The sequence below is a fragment of the Bacillus sp. P4_E1 genome, from assembly GCF_056401715.1.
Genome location: NZ_JBFUIV010000006.1, coordinates 192540 through 211596 on the forward strand (window position 1 = coordinate 192540; position 19057 = coordinate 211596).

The window sequence follows — 19057 nt, forward strand, 5'->3', positions numbered from 1 at the left end:
AATTGTGAAATGGTCAGAAATTAGTATTCATACAACAGAAGAAGCAGTAGAAGCTGTCTCTCATATTTTGCATGAAGCAGGCGCTAGCGGGGTTGCGATTGAGGACCCAGCGGAGTTGACGAAAGAGCGCAAGCAACAATACGGTGAGATTTATGCACTTAACCCAGATGAATATCCAAGTGAGGGTGTTTTGGTAAAAGCATATTTCCCACAAACGGATTCTTTACACGAAACGGTTGCAGGTGTAAAATCATCTATTGATGCACTACCATCTTTCGACATCGAAATTGGTAAAGGAACTATTACAATTAATGAAGTCGATGAGGAAGATTGGGCTACTGCTTGGAAGAAGTATTATCATCCAGTTCAAATTTCTGATACATTCACAATTGTGCCGACGTGGGAAGAGTATACACCGTCTTCTCCAGATGAAAAAATTATTGAATTAGATCCAGGTATGGCGTTTGGTACAGGGACACATCCAACAACGACGATGTGTATTCGTGCGTTAGAAAAAACGGTTCAGCCAGGTGATACTGTGATTGATGTGGGGACAGGTTCGGGGGTACTTAGTATTGCTGCGGCAAAATTAGGTGCGGCTTCTGTTCAAGCGTATGATTTAGACCCAGTTGCAGTTGAAAGTGCAGAAATGAATGTGCGCTTAAATAAAACAGATGACATTGTCAATGTTGGACAGAATAGTCTATTAGAAGGCATTGAAGGTCCGGTTGATTTAATCGTAGCAAATTTACTAGCGGAAATTATTCTTCTATTCCCTGAAGATGCAGCGAGAGTTGTGAAACCAGGTGGATTATTTATTACATCTGGTATTATTGGTGCGAAAGAAAAAGTAATTTCTGAAGCGTTAGAAACAGCTGGATTTTCAATTGAAGAAGTACTTCGAATGGAAGATTGGGTAGCAATTATTGCACGAAATGCGTAATATAGATTTTAGTCTATAAAGAACAGGGGAGTCTCTCACCGTATAAGGTGAGGGACTTGCCGTTTGTTATATGAAAATGATAACGTTTCGTTCTTTTCGTAAGTGTTGACTTACGAAAAGAACGAAACTCTACTAAGGTGATTATATGCAACGTTATTTTGTAGAAGAGAAATATGTAAATGAGACAAGTATTCGCATAATGGGTGATGATGTCCATCACATCGCAAGAGTGATGCGTATGTCAGCTGGTGACCACATTTATTGCTGTGTAAATGGTAAAACAGCAGAGTGTTCAATTGCTGAAATTACCAGTGAATTTGTGGATACCACTATTGTAGAATGGGTAGAGGCGTCAAGCGAACTTCCTGTGTTCGTGACGATTGCAAGTGGACTGCCGAAAGGAGACAAGCTAGAGTTAATTTTTCAAAAAGGAACTGAGCTTGGGGCAGCTGCATTTTTACCATTTCAAGCATCTCGATCTATTGTAAAGTGGGATGCGAAAAAAGCAGATAAAAAAGTTGAGCGTTTGAAAAAAATTGTAAAAGAAGCTGCGGAACAATCGCATAGAAGTGAAATTCCAGAAGTACACGTTCCCTCATCATTTAAACAACTGCTGTCGATGAGTAGCGAGTATGATGTTTGTCTTGTTGCGTATGAAGAAGAAGCGAAACAAGGTGAGAAATCTAATTTTGCGAAAGCTTTAGCGACGATTAAACCAGGCCAAAAGCTGCTGATTGTATTTGGACCAGAAGGCGGTTTAGCGGAGGAAGAGATAACCGCACTTCGTGAACATAAATTTGTACCATGTAGTTTAGGACCAAGAATTTTAAGAACAGAAACGGCTCCGCTTTATGCGTTAAGTGCCGCTTCTTATCATTTTGAATTGATGGGGTGATAATCAATGGCAACTGTTGCGTTCCACACGTTAGGTTGTAAAGTAAACCACTATGAAACAGAAGCGATTTGGCAATTGTTTAAACAAGGTGGTTATGAAAGAACTGAATATGAAAAAAAATCGGATGTATACGTTATTAACACATGTACAGTAACGAATACTGGAGATAAAAAAAGCCGTCAAGTAATTAGACGTGCTGTACGTCAAAATCCAGATGCGGTAATTTGTGTAACTGGATGTTATGCACAAACATCTCCAGCGGAAATTATGGCGATTCCAGGTGTAGATATTGTTGTTGGTACGCAAGATCGTGAGAAGATGTTAGGATACATCGAAGAATTCCGTAAAGAGCGTCAACCGATTAATGCTGTCCGCAATATTATGAAAACACGTGTATATGAAGAGCTCGATGTACCATATTTCACGGACCGTACACGTGCATCTTTAAAAATACAAGAAGGTTGTAATAACTTCTGTACATTTTGCATCATTCCTTGGGCGCGCGGTTTAATGCGTTCTCGTGATGGAAAAGAAGTTATTAAACAAGCGCAGCAATTAGTAGATGCGGGCTATAAAGAAATTGTATTAACAGGTATTCATACAGGTGGGTACGGTGAAGATATAAAAGAGTATAACTTAGCTGGATTACTGCGCGATATGGAAGCGGAAGTAGGCGGATTGAAACGCCTTCGTATTTCTTCTATTGAGGCGAGTCAAATTTCTGATGAAGTAATTGAAGTGTTAGATAAATCAGAAGTAGTTGTACGTCACTTGCATATTCCATTACAGTCAGGATCTAATACTGTATTGAAACGTATGCGCCGTAAGTATACGATGGAATTTTTCCAAGAGCGTTTAGATCGTTTGAAAGAAGCGTTACCAGGTCTTGCGATTACATCAGACGTAATTGTTGGATTCCCAGGCGAAACAGAAGAGGAATTCATGGAAACGTACAATTTCATTAAAGAGAATCGTTTCTCTGAATTACACGTTTTCCCTTATTCGAAACGTACAGGTACTCCAGCAGCACGTATGGAAGATCAAGTTCCTGAAGACGTGAAGAACGATCGTGTTCACCGTCTAATTGAGCTATCAAATCAATTAGCGAAAGAGTATGCTTCTAAATTTGAAGGTGAAGTACTTGAAATCATTCCGGAAGAGACATTTAAAGATGGTGACCGTGAAGGTTTATATGTAGGTTATACAGATAACTACTTAAAAATTGTGTTTGAAGGATCTGAAGAATTGATTGGTAAGCTAGTAAAAGTGAAAATTACAAAAGCTGGTTATCCATATAACGAAGCGCAGTTTGTTCGTGTTCTTGAAGATGATGTAAAAAAAGAATCAGCAAGCGCATAAAATGAAACTTTAATCAGTGGGGGGTGTTCATCCCCGCTGATTATCAGCCTGACCCCCGCCTAAGTTCTTTGCTTTCGCTGAATTTTGAGGTGGGGGTCTTACTGTCCTGGCAAATAGCGGGATAAGAAAGCATGCAAACGGAAACGATTTGCATGCTTTCTTGTATTAAAAAAGGTGTTATGATAAAAAATATAGTTGTCTTCAGGGGAAAAGGATAATAGCTATCTACATAGCTTTTGAACAGGTAAGGGCATCTATTCTTCTTTTATTCTGCCAAATAGTTGACCTGAAGTGATAAAATGTATTATAATCGTAAAAGACATGCTGAAGAAGGGTTTCTTTTTGCATGCTGAAATTAGTATGTAAGTGTGATGTTTCGGAGGGAGGGAAAGAGAATGTCAAAAACAGTCGTTCGTAAAAACGAGTCTTTGGAGGATGCACTTCGCCGTTTTAAAAGATCGGTTTCTAAAACTGGTACACTTGCTGAAGCAAGAAAGCGCGAGTTTTATGAAAAGCCAAGTGTAAAACGTAAGAAGAAATCTGAAGCGGCAAGAAAGCGTAAGTTCTAAGAGAGGGTGTAAGTTATGAGTCTTCTCGGTCGTTTAAACGATGATATGAAACAAGCGATGAAGAATAAACAAAAAGAAAAATTAACCGTTATTCGTATGGTTAAGGCTGCTTTACAAAATGAAGGTATTAAACTGCAACATACTCTTACTGAAGAAGAGGAATTAACAGTTTTAGCTCGTGAAGTAAAACAGTATAAGGACTCCCTCCTTGAATTTAAAAAAGCTGGTCGTGAAGACCTTGTTGATAAACTGCAAAGTGAAATTCAGATTTTAAGCGCATATTTGCCGGAGCAATTAACAGAAGAAGAACTAGCGGATATAATTAAGCAAGTTATTTCTGAAGTTGGTGCTACATCTAAAGCAGATATGGGTAAAGTGATGACTGCTGTTATGCCGAAAGTAAAAGGTAAAACAGACGGATCACTTGTGAATAAGCTGGTTATCCAGCTATTAGCATAAAAAAGCGTCTCATTTCGTATGAGACGTTTTTTTATGCTTTTTTCAGTTTGGACGTGATATTACAAGCTCTTTTTTCATACATATGGGATGAGAGGGGGTCTTTTGAGATGAAAAAAATAGAACAAATGAAGAATTGGTTAACGAAGCAAATAGACCTGCCAGTGGATGTGTTAATGGATCTACCTCGGATCACGCTTGTTGGGCAAGTACATATCTATATAGAAAATCATCGAGGATTATTAGTGTTTTCAGATAAAGAGGTAAGATTGCTATTGAAACATGGTCAATTATTAATTAAAGGTCAATCCTTTGTTATTAAAACAATCCTTCCAGAAGAACTGTTGCTTGAAGGGATTATTGAACAAGTGACGTTTTTAGAAAATGAAAAGAAAGAGGAGTGAGGAGAAACTTCCGTTTGTGAAGTTTTTCTTCGTTACCTTGTATTAACAGGCGGTAACGTTCTGGGCTCAATATTCGGTTCGTACAAAGAGGATAGGTGGGAATTGAGTTCCACGTAAAAAACTGGCTCGTGAAGGTTAATAATTAGTGAGGATCAAGGAATCTGCTAATTAAAATTTTAGTACGAGCTAGTTTGATAATCGAATTGAAAAGTAGTGTATCTACTTTTAGAAAGGTAGTGGAGATAGTCGATGAAAAATAAATGGTTCATAAAATGGCTTGGGTATGTAAAGGTGCGAATTGAAGGTAGAGGAGCGGAACGCTTTGTTAACGAGTGTGTGCGGAAGAAATTACTCGTTTGGGATGTAAAGAAGATAGCTGATGAAACGTTAGTTTTTTGTATGTTATTACGAGATGTGAAAAAGATAAAACCAATTTATAGAAAAAATGAATGTAAATTATATTTTATTGGACGTTACGGTTTTCCTTTTTGGAATAAGCGTGTAATTAAAAATAGTGGATTTTTAATTGGGTTTTTAATATTTTTTTTCGGAATGATCGCATTGTCAAATATGGTGTGGAAAATTGAAATTACAGGAGCAAAACCTGAAACAGAGTATATATTGATGAAAGAATTGGACAAAATGGGTATAAAAAAAGGTAAATTACAATTCAAAATGCCGAGTGTAGAAGATGTTCAACGTCATTTGACAGACAATATTAATGCGATTACTTGGGCGGGATTAGAAATAAGAGGGACAACATATCATTTTAAGATTGTTGAAAAAAATGAACCGAAAAAAGAAAGTGAACAACAGCCACAAAACTTAGTAGCAAAAAAAGAAGGGATTATTACAAAAACATTTGTGGAAGTTGGGAAGCCGGTTGTCATGAAAAATGACCATGTGGAAAAGGGGCAACTTCTCGTATCCGGGATGTATGGTAATGAGGAGAATCCGACAGTTGTTTCGGCTAAAGGGATTGTATATGGAGAAACGTGGTATAAATCTGAGGTGAATGTTCCGTTAAAGACACAATTTCAAGTGTATACTGGTAATTCATACAATGAACATTTCCTTAAATTTGGGAGTACTAAAATAAAAATATGGGGATTTCTACAGGATAAGTATAAGCGCTCTCGTACTGAAAGTGTAAAACATGATGTGAAATTATTTGGATTTACATTACCAATTGCATACGAGAAAGATATTGTACGAGAAGAGGAAGAAGCGAACCGAGAATATACCGAAAAACAAGCAATGAAAGTAGCGAAAGAAATGGCAGAAAAAGAACTGAAGAAAAAATTGGATGAACATGCTATGATTGTAAGTGATAACATTTTGAGTAAAGAGGTTGAGGCGGATCACCTAAAGGTCACATTACATTATACAGTGATTGAAAATATTGCAGAGCCACAACCAATATCTGAATCCGATATTCAAGGAGACTGAGTAATGGCAGAACAATTAGTAGAAATGAACCAACAATTGGAAAATCCCAACGAAGCAATCGCTCTTTTTGGGGTAAATGATGCTCATTTAAAAGTAATTGAACGAGAACTTAGTGTATCGATTGTGACTAGAGGAGAATCTGTTCGTGTATCTGGGGCAGATGAAACTGTGGTGCTCGTAGAAAAAATCTTACAACAGTTACTTGTTGTTATCCGTAAAGGTGTATCAATTTCGGAAAGAGATGTTGCGTATGCGATTCAGCTTGGGCAACAAGGGAAAATTGCTCAATTCGAAGAATTATATGAAGAGGAAATTTTTAAAACGGCAAAAGGTAAATCCATTCGTGTGAAAACGATGGGGCAAAGACGATATATTCATGCAATGAAAAAGAATGATATTGTATTTGGGATAGGACCTGCTGGGACAGGAAAAACATACTTAGCCGTAGTAATGGCTGTGAGAGCTTTAAAGCAAGGGTATGTAAAGAAAATTATTTTAACAAGACCTGCTGTAGAAGCTGGAGAGAGCTTAGGGTTTTTGCCAGGTGATTTGAAAGAAAAAGTAGATCCGTATTTACGTCCACTATATGATGCGTTACATGATATTCTTGGACAAGAATATACACAACGTATGATGGAACGTGGTGTAATTGAAATTGCACCTCTTGCTTATATGAGAGGGCGTACTCTGGATGATTCATTTGTTATATTAGATGAGGCGCAAAATACAACTGGTGTTCAAATAAAAATGTTTTTAACACGATTAGGTTTTAGTTCTAAAATGGTTATTACGGGGGATCCCTCACAGGTAGACTTGCCAAAAGGGGTAAAGTCAGGTCTTTCTATTGCTGCTAATATTTTATCTGGTGTATCAGGTCTTTCGTTCATAACATTGGAACAAACGGACGTTGTGAGACACCCATTAGTGCAACGTATTATTGAGGCATATGATAAAATGGAATGATCCTATTTGTCAGGATCATTTCTTTTTGTATGATAAGGTTGGCGAATGACATATTTTTTACTATCATTAAAGACGAGGGAAATAAACTATAGGTGATGGTCTATAAAAATATGGTCCTAAAAAGCATCGTTGGCTGGAAGAAATGAAAGCTATAAATAGTTTTACTTTATTTCTGGAGAGGAGAAGGTATTGAAATCATGTCAAGATCTCAAGAAATTTCTAAGTGGTTTCGTAATTTACAACATTCGAAAAAACTAAGTTGGATTTCTTACGTTTTATTAGGAGCAGTACTGTTTTTTGCACTTATGAATAATGTAAAACCAGAGCAATTAGATGTTACAACATATTCTATTGCGAAAAAAACAATCCATTCTCCTATTAAAATTGAAGATAAAGTTACAACGGACAAAAAGAAAAAAGAAGCCGCTACAAAAGTTGAAGATCAATATACATATAAAAGTGAGTATAAACAAAATAAAGTGGATATTGTGAATGACGTCTTTGCTAAAGTAGATGAAGTGATACAAGAGATTAAAGCGGTTGGACCGGATGAGCAAAAAAAGATTACTGATGCTGAAAAAGTGGACAAGTTGAAAAAAAAATTGCCTACTGATTTAACGAAAGAATTATCTGATTCAAACTTACTAAACTTAATTAATGCAGATTCGAACCAATTAGTATTAGCGAAAGATGCAACAGTTACAGCTATTAATAGTATCATGACTGAGCATGTTAAAATGGATGAATTGAAGGATGCGAAGGAACGATATGTAAGTGAGATGAATAGTGTTAATGTTGATAATGGTTTAAAGGAATCTATTAAGGCGTTAGGGAAATATGCGATTTCTGCAAACTATTTTTATGATCCGACCTTAACAAAAGAGAAGAGAAAAGCGGAAGAAGATTTAGTTCCACCTGTTTATATTCTTCAAGGGCAAGTCCTTGTTAGAGAAGGTGAAACGATTTCAAGTGATATGTACAATCAGTTGAAATTAGTTGGCCTGTTAGAAAAAGGGAACAGTTTTCAACCCTATGTTGGGTTAGCGGTACTCATTGGTGTGCTATTGTACTTTATGCATAAGCAGTTTGAAGTGTTTTTACAGCGGAAAAGAGAAGATAGGCCGTATGTCTTAGCGTATATTACAATTTTGTCTATCACGATTGTTTTAATGAAAATCATTAGTTTGTTTCAAAAGCTTGAGTATGCAGGAATCGCGTATGTTGTTCCAGTTGCAATGGGAACAATACTTGTAAAATTAATGATTGGTGATCGATTTGTATTTTTAACGAGTATGATCTTTTCTGTATGCGGAAGTATTATGTTTAATGAAGGTGTAACGAGTACACTGAATTATAGTGTGGGGATTTATGTTTTATTAAGTTCATTATCAGTTAGTATTTTCTTGAGAGAAAAAAATCGTCGTACGATGATTTTACAAGCTGGTATACTCGTTTCTGTATTAAATGTAGTCGTATTAGCGGCTTTGCTATTATTACGTAACGGGAATTTTTCGCCTCTTGAAATTGGGGTGCAATTATTAATGGCTGCTGTTTCGGGTATTATCTCTTCTGTTCTAGCTATGGGGATTTTACCGTATTTAGAAAGTGGTCTTGGGATTGTATCGAGTATGAAATTGATGGAACTTTCAAGTCCGAATCACCCGCTTTTGCGTAAAATTTTATTAGAAGCACCAGGTACATATCACCATAGTGTGATGGTAGCTAATCTCTCAGAAGCTGCTTGTGAAGCAGTTGGAGCAAATGGAGTATTAGCGCGTGTAGGGGCGTATTATCATGATGTAGGGAAAACGGTACAACCACAGTTTTTTATTGAAAACCAAATGGGTATTGAAAACCCGCATGATAGATTAGACCCTGTAACGAGCAAAGATATTATAATTGCTCATGTAACCGATGGGGTGAGAATGTTAGAAGAACACCATATACCTCAAGAAATTATCGATATTGCTGGACAGCATCATGGTACAACGTTACTTAAATATTTTTATTATAATGCGATTAAAGAAGATAAAGAGAAATATACGGAGGAAATGTTCCGCTATCCAGGATCAAAAGCAACTTCTAAAGAGTCGGCGATCGTTGGTATTGCTGATAGTGTGGAAGCGGCGGTACGTTCGATGAACCATCCAACACCAGATCAGATTAATAATTTAGTGCAAAGTATTATTAAAGATCGCCTGCAAGATGGTCAATTTAGTGAATGTGATTTGACATTTAAGGAACTACAAATCGTTGGAAAAACGTTATGTGAAACGTTAAATGGTATTTTCCATTCCCGTATTACATATCCGGAACCGCCGGAAGAAAAGGAGAAAGAATGAGTTTATTAATTGATTTTATTGATGAAACAGAAGAAGTGAAAGACGAATATATAAGTTTGATTCGAGGTTTAGTAGAGAAAGCAGCCCAAATGGAGAACATAGAAGAAGGCGCAGAATTATCGGTTACATTTGTAGATAATGAACGTATTCGTGAAATAAACCGTGATTACCGAGATAAGGATCAGCCTACGGACGTTATTTCTTTTGCTATGGAAGAAATGGGAGAAGGCGAAATGGAAATTGTCGGTGCAGAGATGCCGCGTATGTTAGGAGATCTTATTATTTCTATTCCAAGAGCAAAAGAACAAGCTGAAGAATATGGGCATTCTTTTGATCGAGAACTTGGGTTTTTAGCACTACATGGCTTTTTGCATTTGCTTGGTTATGATCATATGACAGAAGAAGATGAGAAAGAAATGTTTGGAAGACAAAAAGAAATTTTAGAGGCCTTTGGATTAGGACGATGAAAACAGGAAAACTTTTAGATAGTTTTGGATATGCTATAGCTGGTATATACTTTTGTCTTCGTCATGAACGAAATATGAAAATTCATTATTTAGCCGCAGTCATCGTTATATGCTGCGGCTTTTATTTCCATATTACAACAATGGAATGGATTGTCGTACTTATTGTGATAGGGATTGTAATGAGTTTAGAGATGGTGAATACGGCTATTGAAAAAACAGTAGACTTAGCAACCGCCGATATTCATCCGGTTGCAAAAATTGCAAAGGATGTTGCAGCAGGGGCAGTTTTATTATTTGCAATTATAGCTGCTGTAATTGGTGCTATTATCTTTTTACCGTATATGGTATAGTTGCATTCCGAAGCTTTTATTAAGCTTTGGGAGCGCCGTGAAGGCCTTTAATGAAAGAGTGTATCTATTCACATCTATGAACGGAAAGGATGCGGGAATATGAATAGCAAACAATTAATTCAAGAAGCAATCGAAGCGCGTAAACGAGCGTACGTACCATATTCTAAATTTCAAGTAGGTGCAGCTTTACTAACTCAGGATGGAAAAATATATCGTGGATGTAATGTTGAAAATGCATCATATGGTTTATGTAACTGTGCAGAACGAACAGCTTTATTTAAGGCAATTTCTGAAGGGGATAACGAGTTTGTAGCTATTGCAGTCGTAGCGGATACAAAGCGTCCAGTACCTCCTTGTGGAGCATGTCGACAAGTTATGATAGAATTATGTAAACAGGATACGAAAGTATACCTATCAAACTTACATGGTGATGTTCAAGAGACAACAGTCGGAGAATTGTTACCAGGAGCATTTTTAGCGGAGGATTTACATGAATAGAAAAGGTTATAAATCAGGTTTTGTCTCTATTATTGGCAGACCGAATGTTGGGAAATCTACATTTTTAAATCGTATTATTGGCCAAAAAATTGCCATTATGAGCGATAAGCCACAAACAACTCGTAATAAAATTCAAGGTGTATATACAGAAAATGATTCACAAGTAGTTTTCATTGATACACCAGGAATACATAAACCTAAACATAAACTAGGCGATTTCATGGTGAAGATGGCTCAAACGACATTAAAAGAAGTTGATATTGTTTTGTTTATGGTCAATGCAACTGAAGGATATGGTCGTGGTGAGGAATTTATTATTGAGAAATTACAAGAAACGAAACAACCGGTATTTTTGGTAATTAATAAAATTGACCAACTTCATCCAGAGCAATTGCTGGAGTTGATTGATCAATATCGTAAATTATATGAGTTCGCGGAGATTGTGCCAATTTCTGCATTGGACGGTAATAACGTTGAAGCGTTAATCGGAGCAATTAAAAAGTATTTACCAGAAGGACCGCAATATTACCCGGATAATCAAGTAACGGATCATCCAGAGCGATTTATTATTTCAGAGCTTATTCGTGAAAAAGTATTACATTTAACACGTGAAGAAGTACCACATTCTGTAGCGGTTGTTATTGATGCAATTCAAAAGCGTGAGGGCGGAGCGGTTTATATAAACGCAACGATTGTTGTTGAACGTGCATCACAAAAAGGAATTATTATAGGTAAGCAAGGGAAGATGTTAAAAGAAGTCGGTAAGAGAGCTCGTTTTGACATTGAAGCACTTCTTGGTTCTAAAGTATTTTTAGAAGTATGGGTGAAAGTGCAAAAAGATTGGCGTAATAAGATGTCACAGCTTCGTGACCTTGGTTTCCGTGAAGACGAGTATTAATATGAAGTAAAGTTGTGATCAGTGGATGTTTTGTTCATCCGCTGATTATTGGTTTTTATGAACCTTGATAAATTAGGAAAAATTTTTCTCACATGAAAATGAACAAAATGGGTCAACTTAATAACAACAAAAGAAATTGGTTTATAGGCTACGCTTATTGAGAAAGGTGGATTCTTATGCTAGATTTTACCTGGAAGTTTTTCTCCAAAACAGGAAGCATTGAAACGTATTTGCTTTTGAAAGAAATGGAAAAAGACGTAAACGATGAGATGGATCAACATGAAGAGGAGTTAGCGCATCTAGACTCTCCAATTTCTTGACCCGTTTTGTTCAAACCTTGGATGGTGACGAACATGTTTCAAAAAGTTGAGGGCATTGTTATCCGTACGACAGATTACGGAGAAACAAATAAGATTGTTACAATATACTCACGGGAATTTGGTAAGGTAAGTGCAATGGCAAGAGGGGCGAAAAAGCCGAAGAGTCGGTTAGCAGCTATTTCGCAACTTATGACACATGGTCATTTTCTTATTCAAATGGGATCTGGACTTGGAACTTTGCAACAAGGCGAGATTATTTCATCTATGAAAGAAATTCGCGAAGATATATTTTTAACTGCTTATGCATCATTTATTATTGAATTAACCGATAAAGCAACAGAAGATAAGAAGCATAATCCATATTTATTTGAAATGTTATATCAAACGTTGCATTATATGTGTGAGGGTGTTGATCCAGAAGTATTATCATTAATTTATCAAACGAAAATGCTTCCGGTATTAGGGATGCGCCCGTACTTTGATACATGTGCTATTTGTCATCAAGAAACAGATTTTGTCGCCTTCTCTGTCCGGGAAGGCGGTTTTCTGTGCTCGCGTCATGCGGAGCAAGATCCGTATCGCATTCCGGTGGGAGAGGCTGTTCATAAATTATTACGTCTCTTTTTTCACTTTGATTTACACCGGCTCGGTAATGTATCGGTGAAGGATAGTACAAAAAAACAAATGCGCACAGTATTGAATACATATTATGACGAATATTGTGGGATTTATTTGAAAACAAGGCGTTTCTTGGAACAACTTGATAAGTTTCAAATATAAAAAGGGCCGTATACGGTCCTTTTTACATACTTTCTTTTTCGAATAGCATATTTAGTATATAATATTTAAGAGATAGTATAACTTTTTTCGTTGTGCATTAAAGGTGGTGATTATCATAGAGCTGAATAAACGGCAAGAGCATATCATTCAGATTGTAAAAGATCACGGTCCTATTACAGGGGAGTCAATTGCTGGGCAATTGGGTTTAACACGTGCAACGCTAAGACCAGACTTAGCAATTTTAACGATGGCTGGTTATTTAGAAGCGCGTCCACGTGTAGGTTATTTTTATACGGGTAAAACCGGGGGACAGCTATTATCTGAAGCTGTTAAGAAAATTAAAGTGCAAGATTATCAATCTAGACCGGCTGTAATTGATAAAAATGTATCAGTATACGATGCAATCTGTACTATGTTTCTAGAGGACGTTGGTACATTATTTGTTGTAGATCAAGCTACTTTATTAGTTGGCGTTGTATCTCGTAAAGATTTATTACGAGCTAGCTTAGGAAAGCAGGATTTAACCTCTCTTCCGGTTAATATTATCATGACAAGGATGCCAAACATTGCGATGTGTCGCAGGGAGGATTCTTTATATGATATTGCGATGGAATTAATAGAAAGACAGATTGATGCGATGCCGGTTGTGAAGGATACGAAACAAGGTTTAGAAGTGATTGGACGAATTACAAAAACAAATATTACACGTGCGTTTGTAAATTTAGTAAATAACGAATAAGTGTAATTTGTTTAAAGTGAGGTAATGTAATGGATAATAAAATCGTATATGTCGTATCTGACTCTGTAGGAGAAACGGCTGATTTGGTTGTTAGAGCGGCAATGGGACAGTTCCCATTCGCTCCTGATATTAGGCGTGTACCGTATGTAGAAGATACAGGGACATTAAAAGAAGTAATCTCGATTGCCAAGAGCAATCAAGCGCTTATTTGTTTTACGTTAGTAAAGCCTGATATGCGTCAATATTTATTGACAGAAGCGGCAAAAGAAGGAGTAGAGGCATACGATATTATCGGACCTCTTATCGATCAAATTGAAGAAATTACAGGGCAAGTACCAAGGTATGAGCCAGGTGTCGTTCGAAGATTAGATGAAGAGTACTTTAAAAAAATTGAAGCGATTGAATTTGCAGTTAAGTATGATGATGGTAGAGATGCACGTGGTATTTTAAAAGCTGATATCGTGTTGATTGGAATTTCACGTACATCAAAAACACCACTTTCACAATATTTAGCGCATAACAAACGTTTGAAAGTTGCTAATGTACCACTTGTACCGGAAGTCGATCCGCCTGAGGAATTATATCAAGTGGCAAAAGAGAAATGTTTCGGTTTGAAAATTATACCAGATAAGTTAAATCATATTCGAAAAGAACGATTGAAATCACTTGGATTAAGTGATGGAGCAACATATGCAAATATTAATCGTATTCAAGAAGAAATTGATCATTTTGAGGAAGTAATTAGTAAAATAAATTGTCAAGTGATTGATGTATCAAATAAGGCAATTGAAGAAACAGCAAATATTATTGTGAATGCAGTGCAAAACCAAAAAATGTTTTAGCACATTTACCAAAGGTGAATGTGCTTTTTTCGCTCGTGAGAAGGCGTTAGAGGAAGATGCGAAGTAGAGCATGAACTTTCGGCTTAGTAATAGAATATAGCGGAATGGTTATACTTATATTCTTCTGTTTTTTAATTATGCTAAAGGAACGATTTCGTTATCTTTAAGTGTAAGATGAAAATTAAAGGGATATGTAGCGTAGTTGAAGAAAATATATTATAATAAAAAATTGTGATAAAAACCTATATTTTACGTTTAGACTTTAATTTTTCAGAATAAACTAGGGATAGGATTTTCGAAAAAGACATGTATTTACGTTAAATCGACAAAATCTAGACAAGAAAACGCACATTATGGAAGGATTCACAGAAGGGATGTAGAATACAGAAATATGCAAAACATCAGATAAGATATTATTTGATGCAGATGCGTATCCCGTGAAGAATGCAATTGTGCAAGTTGGAACAAAATTTTATGTCGAAATTTTGTTTGTCGTATCCTATGCTCATCGTTCAAGAAAACAGCAAGGTAATTGGGTCTATGTAGATTCTGAGCAAGATGAAGTTGATTGTTATATTTATTAACATGCAAAAGCTACAGATCACATGATCATACAGGCTATAGTGCTTCTTGCTAGTCTTCTTGTGAAAAAGGAGTATATGTATTGTCTCCAGGAGATACATTTGTAACAGATGAGCAAATGTATACAATTTTATATAGTAGTATGTATCTGCGAATTTACGCAGACTGGGAACTTATACGAAAGGTCCAAAATCGTTTACACAATGTGATCGACAGTACTTTCTAACAAATTTAGAAAAATATTGTCGAATTATAAAGGAATCTTTTAATTTATATCGAATACAAAATACGACACGGAGATGGAGTTATGGGGAACAGAATTCCTGAAGAAGTTGTTGAACAGATTCGGACATCATCCGATATTGTAGAAGTGATTGGTGAGTATGTTCAACTTAGAAAGCAGGGGCGTAACTATTTCGGCCTTTGTCCATTTCATGGTGAGAATTCTCCTTCATTCTCTGTTTCATCTGATAAGCAAATTTTTCATTGTTTCGGATGTGGAGAAGGTGGAAATGTATTTTCTTTTCTTATGAAAATGGAAGGACTTGCTTTCACAGAGGCTGTTCAAAAGCTTGGCGAAAGAAATGGAATTGCAGTTGCAGAATATACATCAGGGCAAGGACAACAACAACAAGAAGACATATCTGATGACACTGTCATCATGCAACAGGCTCATGAACTTTTGAAAAAGTATTATCATCATTTATTAGTAAATACAGAAGAAGGAAATGAAGCACTTTCATATTTATTAAAACGTGGTATTACAAAAGAGATGATTGAGAAATTTGAAATTGGTTATGCATCACAAGCTTGGGATGCAGCAACGAAAATTTTACAAAAAAGAGGTTTGTCGCTATCTAGTATGGAACAGGCTGGCCTTCTTGTAAGAAGTGAGAAGGATGGCAGTCATTATGACCGCTTCCGCGGAAGAGTTATGTTTCCGATTTATACTTTACAAGGTAAGGTGATAGCGTTTAGTGGAAGGGCATTAGGAGATGACACTCCGAAATATTTGAATAGTCCTGAAACACCGATTTTTTACAAAAGTAAGCTGTTGTATAATTTCCACCAAGCAAGGCCGTTTATTAGAAAACGTGGGCAGGTTGTCCTTTTTGAAGGTTATGCCGATGTACTAGCCGCGGTGAAAAGTGGTGTGGAAGAAGCTGTTGCGACAATGGGAACAGCTTTAACTGAAGAACAAGCGAAACTTCTGCGACGTAACGTTGAAACTGTTGTTCTTTGCTATGATGGTGATAAAGCAGGGCGAGAAGCGACGATGAAAGCAGGGCAATTACTATTGCAAGTTGGTTGCCAAGTGAAAGTTACATCCTTGCCAGATAAGCTTGACCCTGATGAATATGTGCAACAATATGGGACAACCGCTTTTGAAAATCTTGTGAAATCAAGTATAAGTTTTGTTGGTTTCAAAATAAATTATTTGCGTTTAGGGAAAAATTTGCAAGATGAGTCTGGCAAAGAAGAATATGTAAAAAGTGTTTTAAAAGAGTTATCATTGCTACAGGATGCGATGCAGGCGGAATCATATTTAAAATCATTATCGCAAGAATTTTCGTATTCAATGGAAACACTTTTGAATCAATTGCACCAATATCGCAAAGAACAAAAGGTACAGCAAAAACAAATAAAGCAGGTTTCTAAGCCATCTCAAATTGTTCAAACGAAACCGAAATTAACAGGTTTTGAAAGGGCAGAAAGAGAAATTATTTACCATATGTTGCAAAGTGCAGAAGTGACAGTGCGTATGGAACCTCATATAGAAGATTTTTATACAGAAGAACATAAAGGGATTTTATATGAACTATACGCATATTATGAAAAGGGAAATGAACCTTCAGTCGGAACATTTTTAAGTTGGCTCTCTGATGAAAAGTTGAAAAATATTATTACTGATATTTCGACGGATGAATTTATTAATCCAGAGTACACAGAAGAAGCGTTACAAGGTCATTTGGAGGCGCTAAGACGCCATAAAGAAAAACTTGAAAAGATGGAAATTATCTTTAAAGTAAAACAAATGGAAAAAACAGATCCTGTAGAGGCTGCTAAATATTATGTGGCATATTTACAAAGTCAAAAAGCAAGAAAATAGCTTTTTCGATAAAGTTTTAGTATAATGAATGTTTGTATCTCGCGTAAGGAGGGGAACAGATGGCTGATAAACCAGCTCGTTCTAAACAAATTGAAACTGAAATGACCCTTGAGCAAGTGAAAGAACAACTCACTGAGCTCGGAAAAAAACGTGGCGTTCTTACATATGAAGAGATTGCAGAACGCATGAATGGATTTGAAATTGAATCCGATCAAATGGATGAATACTATGAATATTTAGGTGAACAAGGGATTGACTTAGTTGGTGACAATGACAACGACGAAGGTCCTAATAATCGTCAAATTACAAAAACGGAAGAAGAATTTGACCTTAATGATTTAAGTGTGCCGCCAGGTGTGAAAATCAATGACCCTGTTCGTATGTACTTAAAAGAAATTGGTCGTGTAGACTTACTATCTGCTGAAGAAGAAATTCGACTTGCGACACGTATTGAAGAAGGCGATGAAGAAGCAAAACGCCGTCTTGCAGAAGCAAACTTACGTCTTGTAGTAAGTATTGCAAAGCGCTACGTGGGCCGTGGTATGCTTTTCTTAGACTTAATCCAAGAAGGAAATATGGGTCTAATTAAGGCAGTTGAAAAGTTCGACTACCGTAAAGGTTTTAAATTTAGTACGTATGCAACTTGGTGGATTCGCCAAGCTATTACACGTGCGATTGCAGACCAAGCGCGAACAATTCGTATTCCAGTTCATATGGTTGAAACAATTAATAAGTTAATCCGTGTACAACGTCAATTATTACAAGATTTAGGACGCGAACCATCTCCTGAAGAGATTGGTGAAGAAATGGATCTTGCTCCAGAAAAAGTACGCGAAATCTTAAAGATTGCACAGGAGCCAGTTTCTCTTGAAACACCAATTGGTGAAGAAGACGACTCCCATTTAGGTGACTTTATCGAAGACCAAGAAGCAACATCGCCTGCGGACCATGCAGCGTATGAATTGCTAAAAGAACAATTAGAAGATGTGTTAGATACACTAACAGATCGTGAAGAAAATGTTCTGCGTCTTCGTTTTGGTTTAGATGATGGACGAACTCGTACGCTTGAAGAAGTTGGGAAAGTATTCGGCGTAACGAGAGAACGTATTCGTCAAATTGAAGCGAAAGCACTTCGCAAATTAAGACATCCAAGCCGTAGTAAGCGTCTTAAGGATTTCTTAGAATAGGCTACCTTTAAGTTTACTTCACTTTTGTGAAGTAAACTTTTTTATTTTGTTAATTTTTGTTAAAATTTATCTATCGGCAACGATTACAATTTCTTGTAATTTATTTTACAGAATTGTCTTTTGATTTGCAAATGCTCATTTTTCGATTTTTCGATTTATTTTGTTTATTATATACAAAATAATATGTAGAAAAGTAAAAAATATGATGAGAAACGTTAGTAATTATCGAAATAATATGCGATATAATAGTGGAAATCAATAAAATGAATTTACGGAATATTTTTAACAAGTAGTAGTTTACTCTTTTCTGATAGGGCGTTTTCAAGTACAATATAAATGACTGAATCATCTAACTATTTAGCGGTATAGAGGGGGGAGAAGAGATATGAAACGTAATCCGTTGATTCCGTTCGCTCTTATTGCAGCATTAGGTATTATCGTTATGTTTGTATTTTCATTTCAGGGGCTAAATAAATCTAAAGAGTTAGCTGATGCAAAAAATGGTGGGAAACCAGCACAAACAGCATCAAAGCCAGAGGATATTGTAAAGCAAAGCTGTACGAGCTGTCATGGTGATCAGTTACAAGGAGCGGTAGGCCCTAATTTACAAAAAATTGGTGGGAAACTTTCAAAAGATGAAATTAAAGAAGTTCTGTCAAAAGGAAAAGGAAATATGCCAGCTAATTTAATTCCAGCTGATCAAGCAACGAAAGTAGCTGATTGGTTATCGAAGAAAAAATAAAGTATAGAAAAACAAGTCTTTTGCTTTTTGCAAAAGGCTTGTTTTTCTATACTATCTAAAATACGATTAGTAATAGAGAATTGAAGTATTGTTATGGACTTGCAACAACTACTATAAATTCATTATCATGGAGACAGACTGAGAAGAGAAGGAGTAATGGAA

20 protein-coding genes are annotated in these 19057 nt (G+C 36.3%); all 20 read left to right on the top strand.

Annotated elements, in window-relative coordinates:
• Window positions 1-4 precede the first annotated feature (4 nt).
• The 20 genes from prmA to cccA all read left to right on the top strand — a co-directional run bounded on the left by prmA (window position 5) and on the right by cccA (window position 18895).
• Complete coding sequence (prmA, locus tag AC1DS7_RS11050) at window positions 5-943, top strand: 50S ribosomal protein L11 methyltransferase (protein WP_002067162.1); 939 nt, start codon at window positions 5-7, stop codon at window positions 941-943.
• Window positions 944-1088: 145 nt separating this feature from the next.
• Window positions 1089-1838, top strand: a complete 750-nt coding sequence (locus AC1DS7_RS11055; protein WP_002015195.1) for a 16S rRNA (uracil(1498)-N(3))-methyltransferase — start codon at window positions 1089-1091, stop codon at window positions 1836-1838.
• Between the two features lie 6 nt (window positions 1839-1844).
• A complete protein-coding gene (gene mtaB, locus AC1DS7_RS11060) occupies window positions 1845-3197 on the top strand; it encodes a tRNA (N(6)-L-threonylcarbamoyladenosine(37)-C(2))-methylthiotransferase MtaB (protein WP_002067163.1) in 1353 nt (450 codons plus the stop codon).
• A 395-nt stretch (window positions 3198-3592) separates the two neighbouring features.
• The gene (gene rpsU / locus AC1DS7_RS11065) at window positions 3593-3766 is read left to right on the top strand and encodes a 30S ribosomal protein S21 (RefSeq protein ID WP_000048061.1); all 174 of its coding nucleotides are present in this window, start codon (window positions 3593-3595) and stop codon (window positions 3764-3766) included.
• 15 nt (window positions 3767-3781) lie between these two features.
• The gene (locus AC1DS7_RS11070) at window positions 3782-4225 is read left to right on the top strand and encodes a GatB/YqeY domain-containing protein (protein ID WP_000054578.1); all 444 of its coding nucleotides are present in this window, start codon (window positions 3782-3784) and stop codon (window positions 4223-4225) included.
• A gap of 107 nt (window positions 4226-4332) precedes the next feature.
• The gene (gene yqfC / locus AC1DS7_RS11075) at window positions 4333-4626 is read left to right on the top strand and encodes a sporulation protein YqfC (RefSeq protein ID WP_002067170.1); all 294 of its coding nucleotides are present in this window, start codon (window positions 4333-4335) and stop codon (window positions 4624-4626) included.
• 249 nt (window positions 4627-4875) lie between these two features.
• Window positions 4876-6075: a sporulation protein YqfD gene (gene yqfD, locus AC1DS7_RS11080; protein WP_476998974.1), complete on the top strand. Its 1200-nt coding sequence runs from the start codon at window positions 4876-4878 to the stop codon at window positions 6073-6075.
• 3 nt (window positions 6076-6078) lie between these two features.
• Window positions 6079-7038 (top strand): PhoH family protein, encoded by a 960-nt coding sequence (locus AC1DS7_RS11085; protein ID WP_002015189.1) that lies wholly within the window; start codon window positions 6079-6081, stop codon window positions 7036-7038.
• A 197-nt stretch (window positions 7039-7235) separates the two neighbouring features.
• Entirely contained in the window at window positions 7236-9380 is a 2145-nt protein-coding gene (locus AC1DS7_RS11090; protein WP_002015188.1) for an HD family phosphohydrolase, read from the top strand.
• Entirely contained in the window at window positions 9377-9847 is a 471-nt protein-coding gene (gene ybeY, locus AC1DS7_RS11095) for an rRNA maturation RNase YbeY (RefSeq protein WP_002088675.1), read from the top strand. Before AC1DS7_RS11090 ends, ybeY begins: the two co-directional genes overlap by 4 nt.
• On the top strand, window positions 9844-10197 hold the full coding sequence (locus AC1DS7_RS11100; protein ID WP_002190697.1) for a diacylglycerol kinase family protein: 354 nt from the start codon (window positions 9844-9846) through the stop codon (window positions 10195-10197). Before ybeY ends, AC1DS7_RS11100 begins: the two co-directional genes overlap by 4 nt.
• A 99-nt stretch (window positions 10198-10296) precedes the next feature.
• Window positions 10297-10695: a cytidine deaminase gene (locus AC1DS7_RS11105; RefSeq protein ID WP_016100605.1), complete on the top strand. Its 399-nt coding sequence runs from the start codon at window positions 10297-10299 to the stop codon at window positions 10693-10695.
• Window positions 10688-11593 (top strand): GTPase Era, encoded by a 906-nt coding sequence (era, locus tag AC1DS7_RS11110; protein ID WP_002088672.1) that lies wholly within the window; start codon window positions 10688-10690, stop codon window positions 11591-11593. Before AC1DS7_RS11105 ends, era begins: the two co-directional genes overlap by 8 nt.
• Before the next feature lie 176 nt (window positions 11594-11769).
• On the top strand, window positions 11770-11913 hold the full coding sequence (locus AC1DS7_RS11115) for a YqzL family protein (RefSeq protein ID WP_000883924.1): 144 nt from the start codon (window positions 11770-11772) through the stop codon (window positions 11911-11913).
• 33 nt (window positions 11914-11946) lie between these two features.
• Entirely contained in the window at window positions 11947-12693 is a 747-nt protein-coding gene (gene recO / locus AC1DS7_RS11120) for a DNA repair protein RecO (protein ID WP_002129136.1), read from the top strand.
• Between the two features lie 106 nt (window positions 12694-12799).
• Window positions 12800-13432, top strand: a complete 633-nt coding sequence (gene ccpN, locus AC1DS7_RS11125) for a transcriptional regulator CcpN (protein ID WP_002015181.1) — start codon at window positions 12800-12802, stop codon at window positions 13430-13432.
• A gap of 29 nt (window positions 13433-13461) precedes the next feature.
• Window positions 13462-14274 carry a pyruvate, water dikinase regulatory protein gene (locus AC1DS7_RS11130; RefSeq protein WP_002015180.1) on the top strand — a complete coding sequence of 271 codons (813 nt, stop codon included), beginning with the start codon at window positions 13462-13464 and terminating at the stop codon, window positions 14272-14274.
• 889 nt (window positions 14275-15163) lie between these two features.
• The gene (gene dnaG, locus AC1DS7_RS11135; protein ID WP_002015179.1) at window positions 15164-16966 is read left to right on the top strand and encodes a DNA primase; all 1803 of its coding nucleotides are present in this window, start codon (window positions 15164-15166) and stop codon (window positions 16964-16966) included.
• 59 nt (window positions 16967-17025) lie between these two features.
• Window positions 17026-18153, top strand: a complete 1128-nt coding sequence (rpoD, locus tag AC1DS7_RS11140) for an RNA polymerase sigma factor RpoD (RefSeq protein ID WP_000764062.1) — start codon at window positions 17026-17028, stop codon at window positions 18151-18153.
• Window positions 18154-18538: 385 nt separating this feature from the next.
• Entirely contained in the window at window positions 18539-18895 is a 357-nt protein-coding gene (gene cccA / locus AC1DS7_RS11145) for a cytochrome c550 (RefSeq protein WP_002015178.1), read from the top strand.
• Window positions 18896-19057: the final 162 nt, after the last annotated feature.